Genomic DNA, 18,663 nt, shown 5'->3' on the forward strand with positions numbered 1-18,663 from the left:
CAAGTACTACAACCAAGAGCGAATCAGATTGAAATTGAAGGGACTAAGCCCGGTAAAGTACCGGGAACAGGCCCAAGCAGCCGCCTGACCCCACCGTCCAAGTCTCGGGGGTCACTTCAAGGACGGGTTTACGGCGTCCCCCGCAACCGGGCCCACCCCGCCAACCCACGGAATGCCAGCTTTTGACGTTGCTCTGGCTCAGGCTCCGGCTCCTGCGGGTGCAGGGCTGCAAGCCCTGCAGACACCCCCTCGTGCACAATGGAGCCGACCCCGCCTGGACACCGTCCTGATGTCGAGCAAGCCGCATTCAGAAGCCTGCGAGCGCAACCGCGAACCCATCGCCACCGCACTCGACCCGTGGATGGGCGACCGCCATCGGGTGCTGGAGATCGGCAGTGGTACCGGCCAGCACGCAGCCTTCTTCGCCGAGCGCTGGCCGTGGCTGCGCTGGCAGCCCAGCGACCATCCGGACCATCTGCCTGGCATCGAGGCGTGGCGCGCCGAGGCGGCTCTGCTCAACCTGCTGCCGCCCGTGGCGCTGCAGGTGGAACTGCCGCCGGCAGTGGGCCTGACCCTGCCGGAGGGCAGCTCGTTCGATGCGGCGTTCACTGCCAATACCCTGCACATCATGGGTTGGGAGCACGTGCGGGCGCTGTTCGCCGCGCTGCCGCCGCTGATGCGCCACGGTGCGCTGCTGGCGGTCTACGGCCCGTTCAATTACGGCGGCCGCTACACCAGCGACAGCAACGCGCAGTTCGATGCCTGGCTGAAGGCGCGCGACCCGCGCAGCGGTATCCGCGATAGCGAAGCGGTGCAGGCGCTGGCGGCGGACAACGGGTTCACCCGGTTGGGTGACGTGGCAATGCCGGCCAATAACCGGCTATTGCTGTGGCGGTTGGGGTGATCAGGTAGCGGATTGTTCGAATTGCCGCAGGCAGTGCTGGCAGCTTGCACTGATGCCATCCACTAAACGTTCCAGAACCGGGTGGCGCATGCCCTCTGCCTGCAGTTCCGCAAGCAACGCCCGGGCGATGCCGGGCAGCTGTGTTGCCATGTCGAACAGGCCCGACAGTGCTTTCTGCGGGTCCAGCGTCATTCCATCAGCGGTGGCCTCCCAATCCGCCAGGCGGACATCCCACCAGCGGTAATGGCTGCCGATCTTCATGGCCATCTTGATCTTGCGTTGCTGCAGGTGTGCATAGGGCAGTGCACTTGAGATGTCATACAGCGGGGCAAGGCGAACGTTTCCTTGTGCGCCGATCAGCAGCGAATAGTTCTTGGCATGCGCGTCGGTGCCGCCAATGAGATAGTTGAACTGCAGTGCCTGCAGCAGCCTTTCGACATCCGCTCGCGGCTTGCTGGAATGTTCCCAAAGCACGCGCGCCAGATCGGCCGGCCCCGGTCCGCCTTGGTTCTGGTACTTGATGTGTGGCATGACACCCAGCGCTTGGCAGAAGTCTTCCTGGTGAACGCGTTGCCAACCCTGTGCTGTTCGTACGCGGTCGAAGCGCGTCACCGCAATGGCCTGTGCGTCCTCCATGCAGATCATTTCAGTGGACGCAGCCGACATGCCGAGTTGACTGGCCAGGCGCAGACAGAAGACCTCGTTCTCCACGAATCCGTCATAGTCGCCACTGGGGGGTTTGAGGATATGCGTGGTGGGGATGCGACCGGCCGGAATTGCCCAACCTCCGTCGTCGCGTTGCATCAGGGCGATCTTCGGTTGCGCCCCGGCCAGGCTGAACTGGCCGACATCATCGGGTTGCCGCGCTGCAATCTGGTCCACTCGGATCCGCTGAAGGCGCTGGGCGACCTCATGGAGGGACAGCGCCTCCTGCCGATCGTCCTCACCGGCAAGTACGGCGGCGAGCCGTTCGCGTCGTACGAACTGGACCGCACCGGCACAGTCTTCACCGACATGTGACAGCAATGCGACCGGGTTGCGGGACGAAACTTGGAACCGGGAAGCCCATCGCTGCAGAAGGGCCTCGTTGTCGGGCAGCAGCCCCCACAGGACCGCAGAGAGCGTGGCAGCGGGCGCGCTGTTCTCTGTCAATGGAAGTGCAAGTGACAAGGGATAGGCGCCCGGCGTCTGGCGCCAACTGTCTGCATACCGGAATGTCGGATGGCCATGTGCATCCTGTCCCAGGTATCCAGCCAGTCTGTTGGAAAGGAGTACGTTGAGGTCCATGCGGGAGGCACGATGTCCGGGAGGAAGGGGCTGTCAGACGGCCTTGTGGGGCTTTCTACGCCCCAACGTCATGGCAGTCGCGCGGTGCTCGTCCGGGCGCAGCCCGTTGCCATCCACGATAGTGTCGATATCAGGCAGTTCCAGAGGCATTTCCGACGATGCAGCGGAGGAGGCCATTCCCTCGACAGTGCCCGTAGCCAGTATCAGGCCGAGGACGTTGAGCGTCCGCAGCACCAGTTGCAGCTCCACCCGTGGCTTGCCCTTCTCCATTTCGATGACCCATTGCCGACTGACGCCTACGCGTTCGGCCAGCTGGGCCTGATCCCAACGGAGTGCTTTGCGACGCTGGCGGATGACCAGGCCCAGGTCTCGGGACGTTCGCAGGATGTCCATAGGCGGAATGTATGCGCTCGGCAACATTTAATCAAAAGTCGCCGTTCGATAACATTTCGAGAATGTCATGGAACGGCGACAATTTCTGAAATGTCGACGTTCGCTGGCATGGATCGCCAGCGCTTCCGGCTCTAGATCCTTTCGGGCAGTCGGCCAAGGGCCGGTAGGGCCCTGCTGCCGGTTACGCCACCTGCACGATATGCAGCGCCTTCGGATTGCGCCACTGCGCCAGCAGGGCCGCTTCGCGCGCCTTGGCCTGCTCGAAATGCGCTTCCTTGACATGGCCGAAGCCGCGGATGTGCTCGGGAATGCTGGCAATCTCCACCGCCAGCGACAGACGGTCATCCTCCAGCCCGTCCAGCAGCATCTGCACCGTCGCCTCGTAATCAGCAATCAGCTTGCGCTCCATGCGGCGCTCCTCGGTGCGTCCGAACACATCGAAGCGGCCGCCACGCAGGAACTTCAGCTTCGCCAACAGACCGAAGGCCTTGAACATCCACGGGCCGTATTCCTTCTTCAACAGCCGTCCCTGCTCGTCCTTCTTCGCCAACAGCGGCGGTGCCAGATGGAAGCGCAGCTGGTAGTCGCCCTCGAACTGCTGCTGCAGGCGGCGCTGGAAGTCGCCGCTGGTGTACAGGCGCGCCACTTCGTACTCGTCCTTGTAGGCCATCAGCTTGAACAGGTACCGCGCCACGGTCTCGGTCAGCGCAGTGGAACCGCCGATGCGGTCGGCTTCGGTGGCGCGTACGCGCGCTACCAGGTCACGGTAGCGCTTGGCGTAGGCGGCATCCTGGTACTCGACCAGGAACGCGGCGCGGCGCTCGATCATTTCATCCAGCGAGCGCGACAGGCGGGCGTCGTCCAGCGGCAGGAACGCCACGTCGCCACCGTGCGAGGGCAGGCCACGCAGTTCGCGTTCGTCGCCGGTGTTGCGCGGTGCCGCAGTGGCACCCCATTCATTGCCCTCCCACTCGCCTGGCGGCAGCGGATGCAGCGGGCCCGGGGTGGATTCGGTATCGGTATGGCGGTTGCGCACCAGGCCGGCCGCCTGCTGCACGGCCTGCGGATCGACCACGGCCAGGCGGCCCCAGGCGAACGCCTGCTGGTTCATCGCCACGGCGGCGCCATTGAGCTCGATGGCGCGCATCAGTGAATCGAACGAGAGCGGCACCAGGCCCTGCTGCCAGGCATAGCCGAGGATGAACAGGTTGGCGGCAATGGCGTCGCCCAGCAGCGCGGTGGCCAGCTGGGTGGCATCGAGCAGCAGCGGCTCCTGGCCGCCCAGTGCCACGCGCACGCCGGCGATGATGTCGGCGGCGGGGAACTGCATGTCCGGGCGGGTGGTGAAGGTGCCCGGCATCGCTTCGTAGGTGTTCAGCACCACCTGCGAACGGCCGGCACGCACCTTCGACAGCGCCCAGTAATCGTTGACCACCACCATGTCGCAGCCCAGCACCAGGTCGGCCTCGCCAGCGGCGATACGCACGGCATGGATGTCTTCAGGGCGACGGGCAATGCGGATATGCGTGGTTACCGCGCCGCCCTTCTGCGCCAGGCCGGTCTGGTCGAGCACGGTTGCACCCTTGCCTTCCAGGTGGCCGGCCATGCCCAGCAGCGCACCGATGGTCACCACGCCGGTACCGCCGACGCCGGTGATCAGGATGTTCCAGGGCTGTTCCAGGCTGCCGCGGAGGGTCGGCGCCGGCAGGTTGTCCAGCAGCGTGGACGCATCGCGCTTGCTGCCCTTGCGCGGCTGGCCACCGTGCACGGTGACGAAGCTGGGGCAGAAGCCGTTCACACAGGAATAGTCCTTGTTGCAGTTGGACTGGTCGATCTCGCGCTTGCGTCCGAACTCGGTTTCCTTCGGCAGCACCGACACGCAGAAGCTCTTCTTGCCGCAGTCGCCGCAGCCTTCGCAGACCAGCGAGTTGATCATCACCCGCTTCTGCGGGTCTTCCAGCTTGCCGCGCTTGCGGCGGCGGCGCTTCTCGGTGGCGCAGGTCTGTTCGTAGATCAGGATCGAAACACCCTTCACTTCGCGCAGGCGCTTCTGCACTTCGTCCAGCTCGCTGCGGTCATGGAACTCGACGTCGCTGGGGAAGTGCTCGCGCTGGCCGGTCCACTTGCCGATGTTGTCCGACAGCACCACGATGGTGTGGATGCCTTCGGCACGCATCTGTCGTGCGATGTCCGGCACGCTCAGCGGACCGTCCACCGGCTGTCCACCGGTCATCGCCACCGCATCGTTGTAGAGGATCTTGTAGGTGATGTTGACGCCGGCGGCGACCGCCTGGCGGATCGCCAGCGAGCCGCTGTGGAAGTAGGTGCCGTCGCCCAGGTTCTGGAACACGTGCGGGGTATCGGTGAACGGCGCCTGCCCGGCCCAGGTCACGCCTTCGCCGCCCATGTGGGTGAAGGTGTCGGTGCTGCGGTCCATCCAGGTCACCATGTAATGGCAACCGATGCCGGCCAGCGCACGCGAGCCTTCCGGCACGTTGGTGGAGGTGTTGTGCGGACAGCCCGAGCAGTAATGCGGCACGCGCGGGAAGCTGGCGCGCGGCAACGCAAGCTCGGCTTCCTTCTCCTGCATCCACTGCAGCCGCTGCTCGATCGATGCGTTGTTGAAGAACTTCTGGATGCGGCGGCCGATCACGCCGGCGATGGTGGCCGGGGTCAGCTCGCCGGTGGACGGCAGGATCCATTCGCCGCTCTCGTCGTACTTGCCGACGATGGACGGGCGCTGGCCCCAGCTGGCCGGCCAGTTGAAGAACTGTTCCTTCATCTGGCGCTCGATGAAGGCACGCTTCTCCTCCACCACGATGATGTCTTCCAGGCCCTGCGCGAAGCGGGCGATGCCCTGCGGCTCCAGCGGCCAGGTCATGCCGACCTTGTACACGCGGATGCCGATGTCGGCGCAGGCGGCTTCATCCAGGCCCAGGTACTCCAGCGCCTGCAGCACGTCCAGGTAGCTCTTGCCGGTGGTGACGATGCCCAGCCGCGCGCGCGGCGCGTCCATCACCACCTTGTCGATGCCGTTGGCGCGGGCGAATGCCTGTGCGGCCTTCACCGCATAGCGGTGAAGGCGCATTTCCTGGTCCAGTGGCGGGTCCGGCCAGCGGATGTTGAGACCGCCCGAAGGCATCTCGAAGTCTTCCGGCAGCACGATGCGGCGCGCCATCGGGTCGACCTCGACCGAGGCCGACGATTCGACTGTCTCGGCGATGGTCTTGAAGCCGACCCAGCGCCCGGTATAGCGGCTCATCGCCCAGCCCAGCAGGCCCATGTCGAGGATGTCCTGCACACCGGCCGGATTCAGCACCGGCATCATCGCGCTGACGAACTCGTCCTCGCTGCCATGCGGCAGGGTCGAGCTGCGGCAGGCATGGTCATCGGCGGCCAGTGCCAGCACGCCGCCGTAGCGCGAGGTGCCGGCGGCATTGGCGTGCTTGAACACGTCACCGCAGCGGTCCACGCCCGGGCCCTTGCCGTACCACATGCCGAACACGCCCTGCACGTTGGCGCCGGGGAACAGGTTGGTCTGCTGGGTGCCCCACACCATGGTGGCGCCCAGGTCCTCGTTGAGGCCGGGGGTGAACTTCACCTTGGCTGCGTCGAGGTGTTTGCGTGCGCGCCACAGCTCCAGGTCGAAGCCGCCCAGCGGGCTGCCGCGGTAGCCGCTGACGAAGCCGGCGCTGTCGATGCCTTCGTGCGCGTCGCGCAGGCGCTGCATCAGCGGCAGCTTCACCAGCGCTTGCACGCCACTCAGATAGATCCGCCCCTCGTTGCGGGTGTACTTGTGGTCGAGCGTGTAGTCACGGTCGATCAGGTCGGTGGAGGAGGGCGACGTGAGTTGCGCGGTACTGGTCATGGCTGGCCCGGTCAGGATCGGCTGGCACCGGCCGCGTGCAGGCACGCGGCGGGAAAGGCGCGAATTGTAGCAGCGAGGCCCGGCCGCCCCGGCACTCGCGCCGGCGGCCATGCTGGGGTTAGGATCGGGGAGAGAGAGGGAGGCTGCGGTTGCGGCCTGGGGAGAAGGGATGTCAGTTGCAGGAAAGATCCTGGGCAGCATGTTGCTGGTCTCGGGAACGGCCCCGGTGTGGGCCGCGCCGGCGGTGCCGGCACCACAGGAGTTCTACTTCGACAGCGATGCGGCCGCCGTGCCCATGATCGTGGTCCAGTCCGACGGGGATGCGCTGGTGGCGCAGCTGCTCAAGCAGCGCGAGCGCGGCCGGCGTACCGTGGAGGCCACCGTGCAGCTGGCGTCGGTAGCCATTGCCCAGGGCCGTACCGAACTGGGTGAACAGCTGTATCGCGAAGCGCTGAAGGATGCGCCGGTGCAGGGCAGCCTGGGCCGTGGCGTGCGCTGGAACTACGGCTGGGACCTGCTGCGTCAGGGCCAGCCCGAAGCCGCCCTGGAGCAATGGCAGGCCGCTGCCGGTGGTTCGCTGAGCAAGCCGGGCTGGTTGCCACCGACCTATGCGTTGGCGCTGTGGCGGGCCGGGCAGAAGCAGGAGGCGGTGCAGTGGTACGCCGCCGCAGTGCGTACCGAGCCGACGCAATGGAGCGACAGCAGCCGCTATGCGCAGTTGCTGCCGTTGTGGCGCGACGACGAGCGTGCCTCGCTGGCGGAAGTGCAGCAGGCGTGGGCGGCTGCCCCGCCGGCCTGGCCCTGAGGGAGGGGGTTGCGCCGGGTTGCACCCGGCACCCGCAGAGGCAACGGCCGAAGCAACAGCAACAGCAACAGCAACAGCAGGCTCTGAGCTATCTGTGGCTTGGTCGGGGCGGTCTGGGGCTGCAGGACACGCCGTAAACCCCGCTCCGCGGCCCGGCCCAGCCGCTGGAGGCTGGGCGTTCGGGCGCTTGCGAAGCAGTGCTTCGCAAGCAAAGCGCCCTCACCCATGGGGGCTCGATGGCGCCATTCATGGCGCCAACGGTCCTGCAGCCCCAGACCGCCTCGACCCCGACAGGTTATCGGCGGCGGTGGGTAGATCCACGCCATGCGTGGATGAATCCGCATCGGAATCAACTATTCGATATCTGATCGAAATGCAGCCGAGCGTGGGCTCGGCTCTACAGAAAGCGGCCAGCCGACCGGCTTTTGCTTTTGATCATCTTTTTTCTTCTCCGTGGCCGACGCCCCCGGAAACTGTCAGGGGGCGGGTGGGTAGGCTGCGCAGGGACGTACTTGCAGCGCCCCCTGCGCAGCCTACCCACCCGGCCAACCACGACTGTCGCTTTGAGCGACCAACCACGAGGGGCTGCGCCGTTCGCGGGAAACCTCAATCGTCCGCGGAAACCGTCCGCCCCGACGCCCACGCGCGCAAGGCCTCGACCTGCTCGGCCATCAGCACCGACAGCGGCCTCGTCGCGCGGATCTCGTTCATCAGCAGCTCGGTGTCCAGCGGCCGGCCTTCGGCGTGCGCTGCGTACAGTCCGGCCACGATCGCCTGCTCGATCTCCGCGCCGGAGAAACCATTCGCCGCGGCCGCCAACGCCGGCAGTGCAAAGTCGTCCCCATTGAGCTGGCGTCGCCCCAGATGCAGCCGCAGCAGTTCCACGCGCACTTCGGGGGTGGGCAGGTCGACGAAGAAGATCTCGTCGAAACGGCCCTTGCGCAGCAGCTCGGCCGGCAGTTCGTGCACCTGGTTGGCGGTGGCGACGATGAAGACCGGCGCCTTGCGTTCGGCCATCCAGGTCAGCAGGTAGCCGAGCACGCGGCGCGATACGCCACCGTCCTCGCCACCACTGGCCAGGCCCTTCTCGATCTCGTCCATCCACAACACGCAGGGCGCCAACTGCTCGGCCGAGGCCAGCGCCTGGCGCAGGTTGGCCTCGGTCTCGCCGTGGTACTTGTTGTACAGCGCACCCACGTCCAGGCGCAGCAGCGGTACACCGAAGCCGGCGGCGGTGGCCTTGGCCAGCATCGATTTGCCGCAGCCCTGCACGCCCAGCAGCAACATGCCGCGCGGCGGGTCCAGGCCGGCCGGTGCCGAGCCGGCGATGAAGGCCACCCGGCGCTGGCTGATCCAGCGCTTGAGCCGGTTGGCGCCGGCCACGTCGCCGAAGCGTGCGCTGTCGTGCTCGAAGAACAGGTGGCCGCTGCGGTTGAGCAGCTCGAACTTCAGCCGTGCCAGCTGCGGCAGGTCGTCGTCGCGCAGCGCGCCATCGGCGTAGATCAGCTGGCGGGCGATGCGGCGGGCATCGACCAGGCTCAGGCCCTGCAGGTTCTTCAGGATCTTCTTCACCGCCTCGCTGTCGACCTCGACACGGCGGCCGCCGTGTTCGCGCGCATAGGCGTCGGCCTCCTCGCGCAGCATCTTCAGCAGGGCATTGGCATCGGGCAGGCGCGGGTTGAAGCGCACCGCCAGTGCTTCCAGCTCGGCCGGCAGCTCGACCTTGGCGCCGATCAGCACCAGCACGTGCGGTTCGCTGTGGCGGCGCTGGATCAGGTCGCGCAGTGCGCGCTGGTGGCTGGCATAGCCCAGGTAGGGGTGGAAATCGAGCAGCAGGTAGACACCGCGCTGATCAGCCTGGCGGATCATCTGCAGCGCGGCGCTGGCATCGGGCGGGCCGACCGGCGGATCCTCGCGGTCCAGGTCGATGCGGCGCAGGCCCTCGGTGATGGACCAGCGGTGCAGGGCCCGCCACACGTGCATCAGCGTCTGCCGGAACAGTTCAACGATGCGCCCCTCATCCTGGGTCTCGATCACGATCAGGGGGGTATTGGCGCGGATCAGTGCGCTCAGGTCCTGCAGTTCGCTCATGCCGGTTCGATCCTTCGGGGGCGCCACGATAGCAAAGGCGATGGCCACTGGTTCAGCACGGCGCTACCTCCCGTCACCACCGCCGGTGTACGCTCGGGGCACGTACCCGGAAGCGAGGCTGGCATGAAGACGATCCTGGTGGCCGGTTCCAAGGGCGGGGTGGGCAAGACCACCGTCGCCACCCACCTGGCCGCGTACGCGGCATTGCAGGGCAAGGCCACGGTGATCGCCGATGCCGACCCGCAGGGCTCCAGCACCCGCTGGGCACAACGGCGTGCCGGGCTGGAAAGCGCGGTGCTCCCCATCGATGTGTATCGGAAGAAGCAGTGGGCGCAGAAGCTGCCCGACGGTACCGATACCGTCATCATCGATGCACCCGCCGGTGCGCTGGCCGACGATATCCCCCATTTCCTGGACGCGGCCGACGCCGTGGTGGTGCCGGTGCTGCCCTCGGCGCTGGATATCGAAGCCATCGTCGGCTTCCTCAACAGCCTGGCCCAGAACCCGCGCGTGCACAGCCGCAAGCTGCCGGTAGGGCTGGTCCTCAACCGCACCAAACCCTGGACCCAGACCTCGCAGCAGGCATTGCAGATGCTGGCCGAATGGCCGTACCCGGTGGTCGCGCAGCTGCGTGACAGCCAGAGCTACGTGGTCATGACCGGCCTGGGCCGCAGCCTGTTCGACTATCGCTCCGCCCAGGTGCGCGAACACCAGGCGGACTGGGAACCGCTGCTGTCCTGGCTCAAGCTTTGATGCCTGCCTCACTTCTCCTGCTGCATCCTCTTCTCCATGGAAACCCGCGATGCGTGAACTGATCCTGCTGCGCCATGCCCATGCCGAACCCGCCGTTTCCGGCCAGGCCGACCTCGACCGGCCGCTGTCGCCGGTGGGGCTGGCCGAAGCTGAAGCCGCCGGCAAGTGGTTGAAGGAAAACAACCTGCTGCCGGACTGCGTGCTGTGCTCGCCGTCGCGACGTACCCGTGAGACCCTGGAAGCGGTGATGACGGCCATCGGCTATGTCGAGAAGCGCTTGGAAGACCGGATCTACGAAGCCACCCCGGGCACCCTGGCGGCGCTGGTGGACGAACGTCGCGACCTGGACCGGGTGCTGATCGTGGGCCACAACCCGGGCCTGGAGCAGCTGGTGGCCCTGATGACCGACGGCACCAGCAGCGACTACCGGGGCATGCCGCCGGGCGGCGTGGCCGTCCTCGGCTTCCCGCGCGAGGTCTCGATCGAGCCGGGCGTGGCCAGCCTGAACGCGTTCTGGTGGCCGTGATCCGATGAGCCAGGCGCGGCGCAGCCGCTTCCTGCTGCCCGCGTTGCTGGCGCTTGGCCCGGCCTGGGCCGCTGTGCCCCCACCAACCCCGTTGCCGCCGGTGTCCGCCGAAGCGCCGCGGGTACTGCGCCTGGATACCCAGCGCTCGCGGATCGGTTTCGAGGTGCGGACCCGTTTCGGCCAGCGCATCGAAGGCGTATTCCCGCACTTCGAGGGGCGCATCGAGATCCTGTCCGACGGGCGCCACCAGGTGCACCTGAAGATGTTCACCCGTTCGGTGGAGATCCCTGGCAAGGCGCGCTACACCGGCTGGATGCGCGGCGAAGAGTTCTTCGATGCAGGGCGCCATCCGGTGGTCGAGTTCGACTCGCTGCCGTACTGGCCTGAGACGGTGGAACAGGGGGGCGACATCAACGGCCGGCTGACCCTGCGCGGCGTCAGCCACCCCGAGTCGCTGCGGGTCGAGAAGGCGGAGTGCGCCCGACCCGGCTATGATTGCGATGTCGTCAGCCGCGGTACCGTGCAGCGAGGCCGGTATGGAATGGACAGCTGGCAGCTAGCCCTGAGTGATCGAGTGACCTTCGTATTGCGTGCGCGCCTGAGCGAGGCGCCGAAACCGTGAACCTCCTGCTGCGTATACTGGCGCTGGCAACGGTGTTGCTGGGCAGCGGTTGTGCATCGCTTTCGCATGCCGAGCGCGACCGTGCCGAAGCGATCGCCGTGCAGGCGCGCTCGACCGTGGTCGGCTGCCAGCGCGCCGACCGCTGCGCGCAGGACTCACCGCTGCGTGCGCTGGCCGGCCGGGCGTTCACCGAATCCACCCCCGAACAGCCGCGCCACTACGCCACCCTGCTCGACGAGGGCGAGGGCGCCCTGGTGGCGCGCCTGAACCTGCTGCGCAGCGCCACCCGCAGCATCGACCTGCAGACCTACATCTTCGACAAGGACGACAGTGCCCGGCTGGTCATCGACGAGCTGCTGGCTGCATCGCGGCGCGGGGTGAAGGTGCGCGTGCTGATCGATCAGCTCTCGGCGATCTCCGACCTGCAGATCCTCGGCGCGCTGTCCGGCGCGCACCAGAACTTCCAGCTGCGGGTCTACAACCCGACCTTCGGCAAGGCCCGGCTGAACTACTTCGACTATGCCGGCAGCGTGCTGTGCTGCTTCCGCCGCTTCAACCAGCGCATGCACAACAAGCTGCTGGTGATCGACGATGCGATCGGCGTGGTCGGTGGCCGCAACTACCAGGACGACTATTACGACTGGGACCGCGAGTACAACTTCCGCGACCGCGACGTGCTGATCGCCGGCCCGGAGGCGCGGGCGATGGCCGCCAACTTCGATGCCTTCTGGCATGCCAGGCGCAGCGTGCCGGCCGAGCGCCTGAACGATGTCGGCCGCACCCTGCTGCGCGAGGGCGTGCCGACCCTGCCGCCGGCCAGCTTCCGCCGCCCCGAGCGGGTGCAGCGGGTCAGTGCCGAAGCCAATGACATGGACTTCGTCAGCCGTTCCTTCGTCGATACCGCCTTGCCGGTGGCCTCGGTGCGCTATGTCGCCGACCTGCCGCGCAAGCACCGGCGCGAGAAGGCCGATGCGCCACTGGCGGGCCAGCACGTGACCGAGCCGCAGCTGGATGCGCTGATCGCCGGCGCGCAGGAGGAGGTGATCCTGCAGACGCCGTACCTGGTGTTGTCCAAGCCGGCGCAGAAGCTGTTCCGCGAGCTGCGCAAGCGCCCGCAGCCGCCGCGGGTGGTGGTGTCCAGCAACAGCCTGGCGGCCACCGACAACCCGATCGTGTATGCGCTGTCGTACAAGTACAAGCGGCGCAACATGCGCGAACTGGGCTTCAACATCTTCGAATACAAGCCGTTCCCGCTGGATGCACCGGTCGACTACCGCAACCTGTTGCCTGATCCGATCGCCGCGCCCGGAGGTGACGACGACGGCGGGCGCAATCCGCTGATTGGCGGCAGCGCCGCGGGCAGCAATGCCGGCGACAGCCGCGATCGCGATGAGCACCCGGCACCCACCGGCAAGCAGGGGCCGGTGAACCACCCGCGCACCGGCAGTGCCTACCAGAACGCGCGCGAGCGCCGCCGCGCGGCCGGCAGCGAGGTCGAGACCCGCCTGCTGCGCACCGAGACCCGGCCCTCCTTCCTGGGCAGCAAGGCGGTCAACAAGCCGTTGCCGGTCACCCGCAAGGGCGCGCGCATGGGCCTGCATGCCAAGTCGCTGGTGGTCGACCGCCGCATCGGCGTGGTCGGCACCCACAACTTCGATCCGCGCAGCGAGAACTACAACACCGAAGGTGCGGTGATCATCGACGACCCGGCCTTCGCCGAGCAGCTGGCCGAGAGCATCCTGCGCGATACCCACCCGCAGAACTCGTGGACGGTGGCGCCGCGGGCCAAGCCGCCGGTGCTGTCCGGGCTCAACTACAGCGTCGGCAAGGCCTCCGAAGCACTGCCGATCCTCGACTTCTGGCCGTGGCGCTATGCCACCGACTACGAGTTCAAGCCCGGCCCGGACTGCCCGCAACCGCTGCCGCGGCAGAGCCCGGATTTCCATCGCTGCTACGTGCCCGTCGGTGATTTCCCCGAAGTGAACGTCGGCCCGAAGTGGCTGCTGGTGCGCATGCTGACCGCATTCGGCGCCGGCCTCGTCCCCATTCTCTGAAGGTGCTTGCATGACCCAGGTGTTCCGCGACGCTGTTTCCATCGACCAGCTCAATGCGCTCAGCCGAGGCACGGCCATCGATACCCTGGGCATCGCCTTCACCGCAGCCGGTGATGACTGGCTGCAGGCCACCATGCCGGTCGACGAACGCACCCGCCAGCCGTACGGCATCCTGCACGGCGGCGCCTCGGTGGTGCTGGCCGAAACACTGGGCAGCAGCGCCGGCAACCTCTGCGTGGATACCGCCAAGCAGGTCTGCGTGGGCCTGGAGATCAACGCCAACCACGTTCGCGCCGTGCGCAGCGGCACCGTCACCGGCACTGCGCGTGCGGTGCACGTGGGCCGCAGCACGCAGCTGTGGGAGATCCGCATCGAAGACGAACAGGGCCGGCTGGTGTGCATTTCGCGGCTGACCCTGGCGGTGGTGGCTGCAGGCCACGGCTGAGGCAGATGTCCGGGCTGCCTGCTCCCGCCGTGCTGCCGCTGCGGATCATCGCCAGCGGTGCCTGCCTGCCGCGCCTGCGGGTGCCGTCGCAGCACTTCGACCAGCGCTGGAACAAGCCGGACGGCTGGGTCGAACGGCACAGCGGCGTGGCCAGCCGCGGCCATGCAGCGGCCGATGAGCGGGCCTCCTGGATGGGCGCGCAGGCCGCGCGCCAGGCCCTGCAGCAGGCCGGCCTGGCACCCACCGACATCGACTGCATCCTCTCCGCCTGTGGGGTGATGGAACAGGCCATTCCCTGCCAGGCCGTGCTGGTGCAGCGCGCCCTCGGCCTGGGCGACAGTGGCGTGCCGTCCTTCGACGTCAACGCCACCTGCCTGGGCTTCGTGGTGGCGCTGGAAATGGCCGGCAGCCTGCTGGCGCTGGGCCGCTACCGGCGCGTGCTGATCGTCTGCAGCGACATTCCCAGTGCCGGGCTCGATCCGGATGACCCGCTGACCGCGCCGTTGTTCGGCGATGGTGCGGTGGCGATGCTGGTCGAGCGGGCCGGCGACGGCCAGGCCTCGGCGCTGCTGGCCACCCGCCTGCGCACCTATGGCGACGGTGCCGAACTGTGCCAGGTGCCGACCTGCGGCACCGGCATGCGCCTGTTCGACGATATTGATGCCTACCGCGCGGCCCATCATTTCCAGATGCAGGGCAAGGCGCTGTACCGCGAAGCGGCGCGGCGCCTGCCCGGTTTCCTGCAGGATCTGCTGGACAGTGCCGGCACCAGCCTGGCCGCGTGCGATGTGATCGTGCCGCACCAGGCAAGCGGCCAGGCGCTGGATCACCTGCAACGCGTGCTGGGCCTGCCGCCGCAGCGGCTGGTGCGCATCCTGCGCGAGCACGGCAACCAGCTGGCCGCGTCGCTGCCGATGGCCCTGCACCAGGCCCTGATCGACGGTCGCCTGCCGCGCGGTGGGCAGGCCCTGCTGATCGGTACCGGTGCCGGCCTGGCGCTGGGCGGCGCGGTGCTGCGCTACTGATGGCCAGAGTCCTGGTCACCGGCGCCAGCGGCTTCATCGGCCAGCATGTCGCGCTGGCGTTGGCGGCACAGGGCTGGCAGGTGCGCGGCAGCGGGCGCGATGCGCTTCGGCTGCAGGCGCTGGCCGCGCGCGGTATCGAGGTGGTTGCTGCCGATCTTGCCGAGGATGCCCTGGCGCCGCTGCTGCGGGGCTGCGATGCGGTGGTGCACTGCGCGGCGATGTCGCAACCCTGGGGAACGGCAGCCGCATTCCAGCGGGCGAACGTGCTGGCCACCACGCGCCTGCTGCAGGCCGCGCAGGCGGCCGGTGTTGCCCGCCTGGTCCACTTGGGTTCGCCCAGCATCTATTTCCGCTTCGCCGACCAGTACGGTCTGGATGAACGCTTCCAGCCGCCACGGCGCTGGATCACCGACTACGCGCGCAGCAAATGGGAATCGGAACTGGCCGTGGCCGCTGCCGCGCGGCAGGGACTGCACACCGTGGTGCTGCGCCCGCGTGCGGTGTTCGGGCCCGGCGACCGCGCGATCCTGCCACGCCTGCTGGCGGTGGCGGCCAGCGGCCGCTTCCCGCTGATCCATGGCGGCCGCGCGCTCATTGATGTCACCCCCATCGACGATGCGGTGCAGGCGGTGAGCCTGGCGCTGCAGGCGGACGCGCGCTGCAGCGGGCGCGCCTACAACATCAGCGCCGGCACCCCGCTGCACGTGCATGCGCTGGTCAACGGCCTGTTCGCAGCGATGGACCTGCGGGTGCGCCTGCGGCCGGTGCCGCGAACGTTGGCGTTGGCCGCGGCCGGTGTGGCCGAGACCGTGGCCCGCCTGCGCCCGGGCCGCCCCGAGCCGCGCCTGACCCGCTATGGCGTGGGTGTGCTGGGCTATTCGCAGACCTTGGACATCAGCGCCGCGCGGCGCGATCTCGGCTACGACCCGCGCACCGGCGTGCAGGCCGCGCTGCAGGCCTTCGCCACGCACTGGAAGCAGCACACCTGGACGCAGCACGGGGGCAGCGATGGCACGGCTTGAGTGGGAGCTGATCGAGGCCGGCCACTGCGTGCACCCGCAGCGTGCCGTGCGCCAGGGAGCCAGCTGGCACCGCTGCGAATTCCCGGCGCTGGTGGCGTTGCTGCGGCATCCGCTGCGCGGCCTCATCCTGTTCGACACCGGCTATTCGGACGCGTTCCTGCAGGCCACCGCGCGCTTCCCCGAGCGCCTCTACCGCTGGGTCACGCCAGTGCACCTGGGCCCGGGCCAGAGCGTGCGCGCGCAGCTGCAGCAGCGGGGCATCGGCGCGGCCGACATCGGCCTGGTGGTGCTCTCGCACCTGCATGGTGACCACGTCGGTGGCGTGCTCGATTTCCCCGACGTGCCGCTGCTGTGTTCGCGCGCTGCGTGGCAGGACCAAGCCGCGCGCGGGCGCCTGCGTGCGCTCAGCGTGGGTCTGCTGCCCGCGTTGACCCGCGATGCGGCGCCGCGCATGGGCTGGCTGGAGAGCCTGCCCGAGGTGGACCTGCCGCGTCCCTTCGATGCCTTCGGCCGTGGCCGCGACGTGCTGGGCGACCGCAGCCTGCTGGCGGTGCCGCTGCCCGGCCATGCGGTGGGCCAGCACGGGCTGCTGTTCGAAGCGGGCGATGGCCGCCCGGTGTTCCTGGTGGCCGACGCCGCCTGGTCCAGCGCCGCCATCACCGATGGCGTGCCGCCGCCGTGGCTGGTCACCGCCCTGCTCGGCCACACCGGCACCTACCGGCAGACCCTGCAGCGGCTGCAGCACACCCAGCGCCAGGTCAGCGACCTGCAGCTGGTACCGGCCCATTGCGGGCAATGGCGGCCGGCCGCGACCGCGTAGCGTCGAGCCATGCTCGACGGCTGTTGATGTGGCGCCAGGAGCAGTCGAGCGTGGCTCGACTCTACAAAATGCCAAGGCAAGGCCGGCTCTACGCCCCCCAACAGCCCCGCCAACAGGACACCGTGTTCCCGTCCATGGCCGCGGTCAATAGGACTTATGGCCAGAATCGGCTGGCAGCGGCTGCGGCCCTCCGGTATCGTGCGCGGATGACTTCCCCCACTCCGGCCCCCCGCGGCGGCGTGGCGCGTGTGTGCCGTTACCTGTACCGCGTACCGCTGCTGTTGGTCCACATCATCGTGTTCCTGCCGCTCATCCTGATCGGCATGCTTCGGCCGTGGGGCGAACTGCGCGTGGGCGAGGCGACCCTGGGGGCCAAAGTGGTCAACTGGTGGCAGGGCGGGCTGATGTGGATCTTCGGCTTCCGCCTGGTGCAGATCGGCACGCCGCTGCCCGGCGCCGTGCTGTTCGTCGCCAACCACGTCAGCTGGGTCGACATCTGCATCCTGCACAGCCAGCGCATGATGGGCTTCGTCGCCAAGCGCGAGATCGCCAGCTGGCCGCTGGTCGGCTGGCTGGCCGCGCGTGGCCAGACCATCTTCCACCAGCGCGGCAACACCGAATCGCTCGGTGGCGTGATGCAGGTGATGGCCGATCGCCTGCGCGAAGGCAAGGCGGTGGGCGTGTTCCCGGAAGGGCGCACCCGCGGCGGCCACGAAGTAGGCCCGTTCCATGCCCGCATCTTCCAGGCCGCGGTTGAAACCGGCGTGCCGGTGCAGCCGGTGGCACTGGTGTACGGGCTCAAGGGCGATGCGCAGACCATTGTCGCGTTCGGCCCCGGCGAGAGTTTCTTCGCCAATTTCCTGCGCCTGCTCGGTGAGCCGGCGCGGCGTGCAGAAGTGCACTTCCTGGCACCGATCGGTGCGCAGGACCTGGAAGGCCGTCGGCGCATCGCGGAGACGTCGCGCGCGCGCATCGTGGCGGCCATGAGCACCGAGTGAGGGTGCGGTGGCCCTGATCCCGCCACCCGTCCTGGACGCCGGCACGCCGACGCTGCACGCGGCTGACTACCAGCCCCCGCGCTGGCTGCGCAATCCGCACCTGCAGTCGATGCTCAGCTCCAGCCGCATGCGCCTGCAGCGCGGCCTGCTGCTGCTGGCCGCGACCGGTGCGATCAGCGAAGAACTGATCCTCGACGGCGGTGATGGCGTGCGCCTGCAAGGCTGGCACAGCCACATCGAAGGCCGCGAACCCAAAGGCATGGCCCTGCTGCTGCACGGCTGGGAAGGCAGCGCCGAATCCAGCTACATGCGCATGGCGGCCGCGCGCATGCTCGAACAGGGCTTCGACGTGGTGCGGCTGAATTTCCGCGACCACGGCAATACCCATCATCTCAACCCTGGCATCTTCCACTCCAACCTGATCGACGAAGTGGTGCATGCCGCGGGCGATATCGCCCAGCGCTGGCCGCAGTTGCCGCTGGTGGCCGCCGGTTACTCGCTGGGCGGCAACTTCGTGCTGCGCCTGGCCCTGCGCGCGCCAGCGGCCGGCGTGCCGCTGCTGCGCGTGGCCTCGGTATGCCCGGTGTTGGACCCGGCGCTGACCATGGAGAGCATCGAGAACGGCCCGGCAATGTACGACTGGTACTTCCGCCGCAAGTGGGCCGGTTCACTGCGGCGCAAGCGCGACCTGTTCCCCGAACTGAGCGACTGCGACGACCGCGTACTGAAACTGGACATCCGCGCGCTGACCGCCTGGCTGGTCGAGCGCCACACCAGTTTCGGTTCGTTGCAGGCCTATTTCGATGGCTACTCGATTGCCGGTGATCGCCTGTCCACGTTGCAGGTGCCGGCCGACATCCTGATGGCGCAGGACGACCCGGTGATCCCCTACGCGACCTTCAGCGACTGGCAGCTGCCGCACCAGGCGCATCTGGAAACCGCCAGCTGGGGCGGACACTGTGGCTTCCTGGAAAACTGGCGCGGTGACGGCTTCTCCGAGCGCTGGGTGGCGCAGCGCCTGCAGCGCGTGCTGCAAGGCTGAACCGGCAC

17 protein-coding genes are annotated in these 18,663 nt (G+C 68.0%); 13 read left to right on the forward strand and 4 right to left on the reverse strand.

Annotated features, from left to right (window positions below; genetic code table 11):
* Both AC5P7X_RS16300 and AC5P7X_RS16305 read left to right on the forward strand, forming a co-directional pair.
* Positions 1 to 88: IS3 family transposase (locus tag AC5P7X_RS16300; protein ID WP_253135857.1), on the forward strand; the 88-nt coding region annotated here is incomplete at its 5' end.
* 201 nt (positions 89 to 289) lie between these two features.
* Positions 290 to 904 carry a DUF938 domain-containing protein gene (locus AC5P7X_RS16305; RefSeq protein ID WP_053499940.1) on the forward strand — a complete coding sequence of 205 codons (615 nt, stop codon included), beginning with the start codon at positions 290 to 292 and terminating at the stop codon, positions 902 to 904.
* On the opposite strand, the gene AC5P7X_RS16310 is transcribed toward AC5P7X_RS16305, so the two are convergent.
* The 3 genes from AC5P7X_RS16310 to AC5P7X_RS16320 all read right to left on the reverse strand — a co-directional run bounded on the left by AC5P7X_RS16310 (position 905) and on the right by AC5P7X_RS16320 (position 6,452).
* Positions 905 to 2,191, reverse strand: coding sequence for a type II toxin-antitoxin system HipA family toxin (locus AC5P7X_RS16310; protein WP_053499942.1), 1,287 nt, complete (start codon positions 2,189 to 2,191; stop codon positions 905 to 907).
* Between the two features lie 33 nt (positions 2,192 to 2,224).
* On the reverse strand, positions 2,225 to 2,584 hold the full coding sequence (locus tag AC5P7X_RS16315; RefSeq protein ID WP_070488755.1) for a helix-turn-helix transcriptional regulator: 360 nt from the start codon (positions 2,582 to 2,584) through the stop codon (positions 2,225 to 2,227).
* A gap of 181 nt (positions 2,585 to 2,765) precedes the next feature.
* Positions 2,766 to 6,452, reverse strand: a complete 3,687-nt coding sequence (locus AC5P7X_RS16320; protein ID WP_329841826.1) for an indolepyruvate ferredoxin oxidoreductase family protein — start codon at positions 6,450 to 6,452, stop codon at positions 2,766 to 2,768.
* 169 nt (positions 6,453 to 6,621) lie between these two features.
* Between AC5P7X_RS16320 and AC5P7X_RS16325 the strand changes: the two genes are divergently transcribed.
* Positions 6,622 to 7,257, forward strand: coding sequence for a tetratricopeptide repeat protein (locus tag AC5P7X_RS16325; protein ID WP_014035497.1), 636 nt, complete (start codon positions 6,622 to 6,624; stop codon positions 7,255 to 7,257).
* Between the two features lie 606 nt (positions 7,258 to 7,863).
* Here the strand turns inward: AC5P7X_RS16325 and AC5P7X_RS16330 are convergent.
* Positions 7,864 to 9,348: an AAA family ATPase gene (locus tag AC5P7X_RS16330; protein WP_005420987.1), complete on the reverse strand. Its 1,485-nt coding sequence runs from the start codon at positions 9,346 to 9,348 to the stop codon at positions 7,864 to 7,866.
* A 123-nt stretch (positions 9,349 to 9,471) separates the two neighbouring features.
* Between AC5P7X_RS16330 and AC5P7X_RS16335 the strand changes: the two genes are divergently transcribed.
* From AC5P7X_RS16335 to AC5P7X_RS16380, 10 genes are all read left to right on the forward strand, one after another.
* Positions 9,472 to 10,101, forward strand: a complete 630-nt coding sequence (locus AC5P7X_RS16335; protein ID WP_005420986.1) for a nucleotide-binding protein — start codon at positions 9,472 to 9,474, stop codon at positions 10,099 to 10,101.
* A 49-nt stretch (positions 10,102 to 10,150) separates the two neighbouring features.
* Complete coding sequence (locus AC5P7X_RS16340) at positions 10,151 to 10,627, forward strand: SixA phosphatase family protein (RefSeq protein WP_005420985.1); 477 nt, start codon at positions 10,151 to 10,153, stop codon at positions 10,625 to 10,627.
* 4 nt (positions 10,628 to 10,631) lie between these two features.
* On the forward strand, positions 10,632 to 11,249 hold the full coding sequence (locus AC5P7X_RS16345) for a YceI family protein (RefSeq protein ID WP_005420984.1): 618 nt from the start codon (positions 10,632 to 10,634) through the stop codon (positions 11,247 to 11,249).
* On the forward strand, positions 11,246 to 13,303 hold the full coding sequence (locus AC5P7X_RS16350; RefSeq protein ID WP_053499946.1) for a phospholipase D family protein: 2,058 nt from the start codon (positions 11,246 to 11,248) through the stop codon (positions 13,301 to 13,303). Before AC5P7X_RS16345 ends, AC5P7X_RS16350 begins: the two co-directional genes overlap by 4 nt.
* A 10-nt stretch (positions 13,304 to 13,313) precedes the next feature.
* Positions 13,314 to 13,748: a hotdog fold thioesterase gene (locus AC5P7X_RS16355; protein ID WP_005420982.1), complete on the forward strand. Its 435-nt coding sequence runs from the start codon at positions 13,314 to 13,316 to the stop codon at positions 13,746 to 13,748.
* 5 nt (positions 13,749 to 13,753) lie between these two features.
* Positions 13,754 to 14,773, forward strand: a complete 1,020-nt coding sequence (locus AC5P7X_RS16360) for a 3-oxoacyl-[acyl-carrier-protein] synthase III C-terminal domain-containing protein (RefSeq protein WP_005420980.1) — start codon at positions 13,754 to 13,756, stop codon at positions 14,771 to 14,773.
* On the forward strand, positions 14,773 to 15,795 hold the full coding sequence (locus tag AC5P7X_RS16365; RefSeq protein ID WP_053499948.1) for an NAD-dependent epimerase/dehydratase family protein: 1,023 nt from the start codon (positions 14,773 to 14,775) through the stop codon (positions 15,793 to 15,795). Before AC5P7X_RS16360 ends, AC5P7X_RS16365 begins: the two co-directional genes overlap by 1 nt.
* Positions 15,782 to 16,615, forward strand: coding sequence for an MBL fold metallo-hydrolase (locus tag AC5P7X_RS16370; RefSeq protein WP_053499950.1), 834 nt, complete (start codon positions 15,782 to 15,784; stop codon positions 16,613 to 16,615). Before AC5P7X_RS16365 ends, AC5P7X_RS16370 begins: the two co-directional genes overlap by 14 nt.
* A gap of 206 nt (positions 16,616 to 16,821) precedes the next feature.
* A complete protein-coding gene (locus tag AC5P7X_RS16375; RefSeq protein ID WP_053499952.1) occupies positions 16,822 to 17,613 on the forward strand; it encodes a lysophospholipid acyltransferase family protein in 792 nt (263 codons plus the stop codon).
* Positions 17,614 to 17,665: 52 nt separating this feature from the next.
* The gene (locus AC5P7X_RS16380; RefSeq protein ID WP_050562730.1) at positions 17,666 to 18,655 is read left to right on the forward strand and encodes a YheT family hydrolase; all 990 of its coding nucleotides are present in this window, start codon (positions 17,666 to 17,668) and stop codon (positions 18,653 to 18,655) included.
* The last annotated feature ends 8 nt before the right edge of the window (positions 18,656 to 18,663 follow it).

It is taken from the genome of Stenotrophomonas sp. YJH_SMC_53 (genome assembly GCF_059369995.1).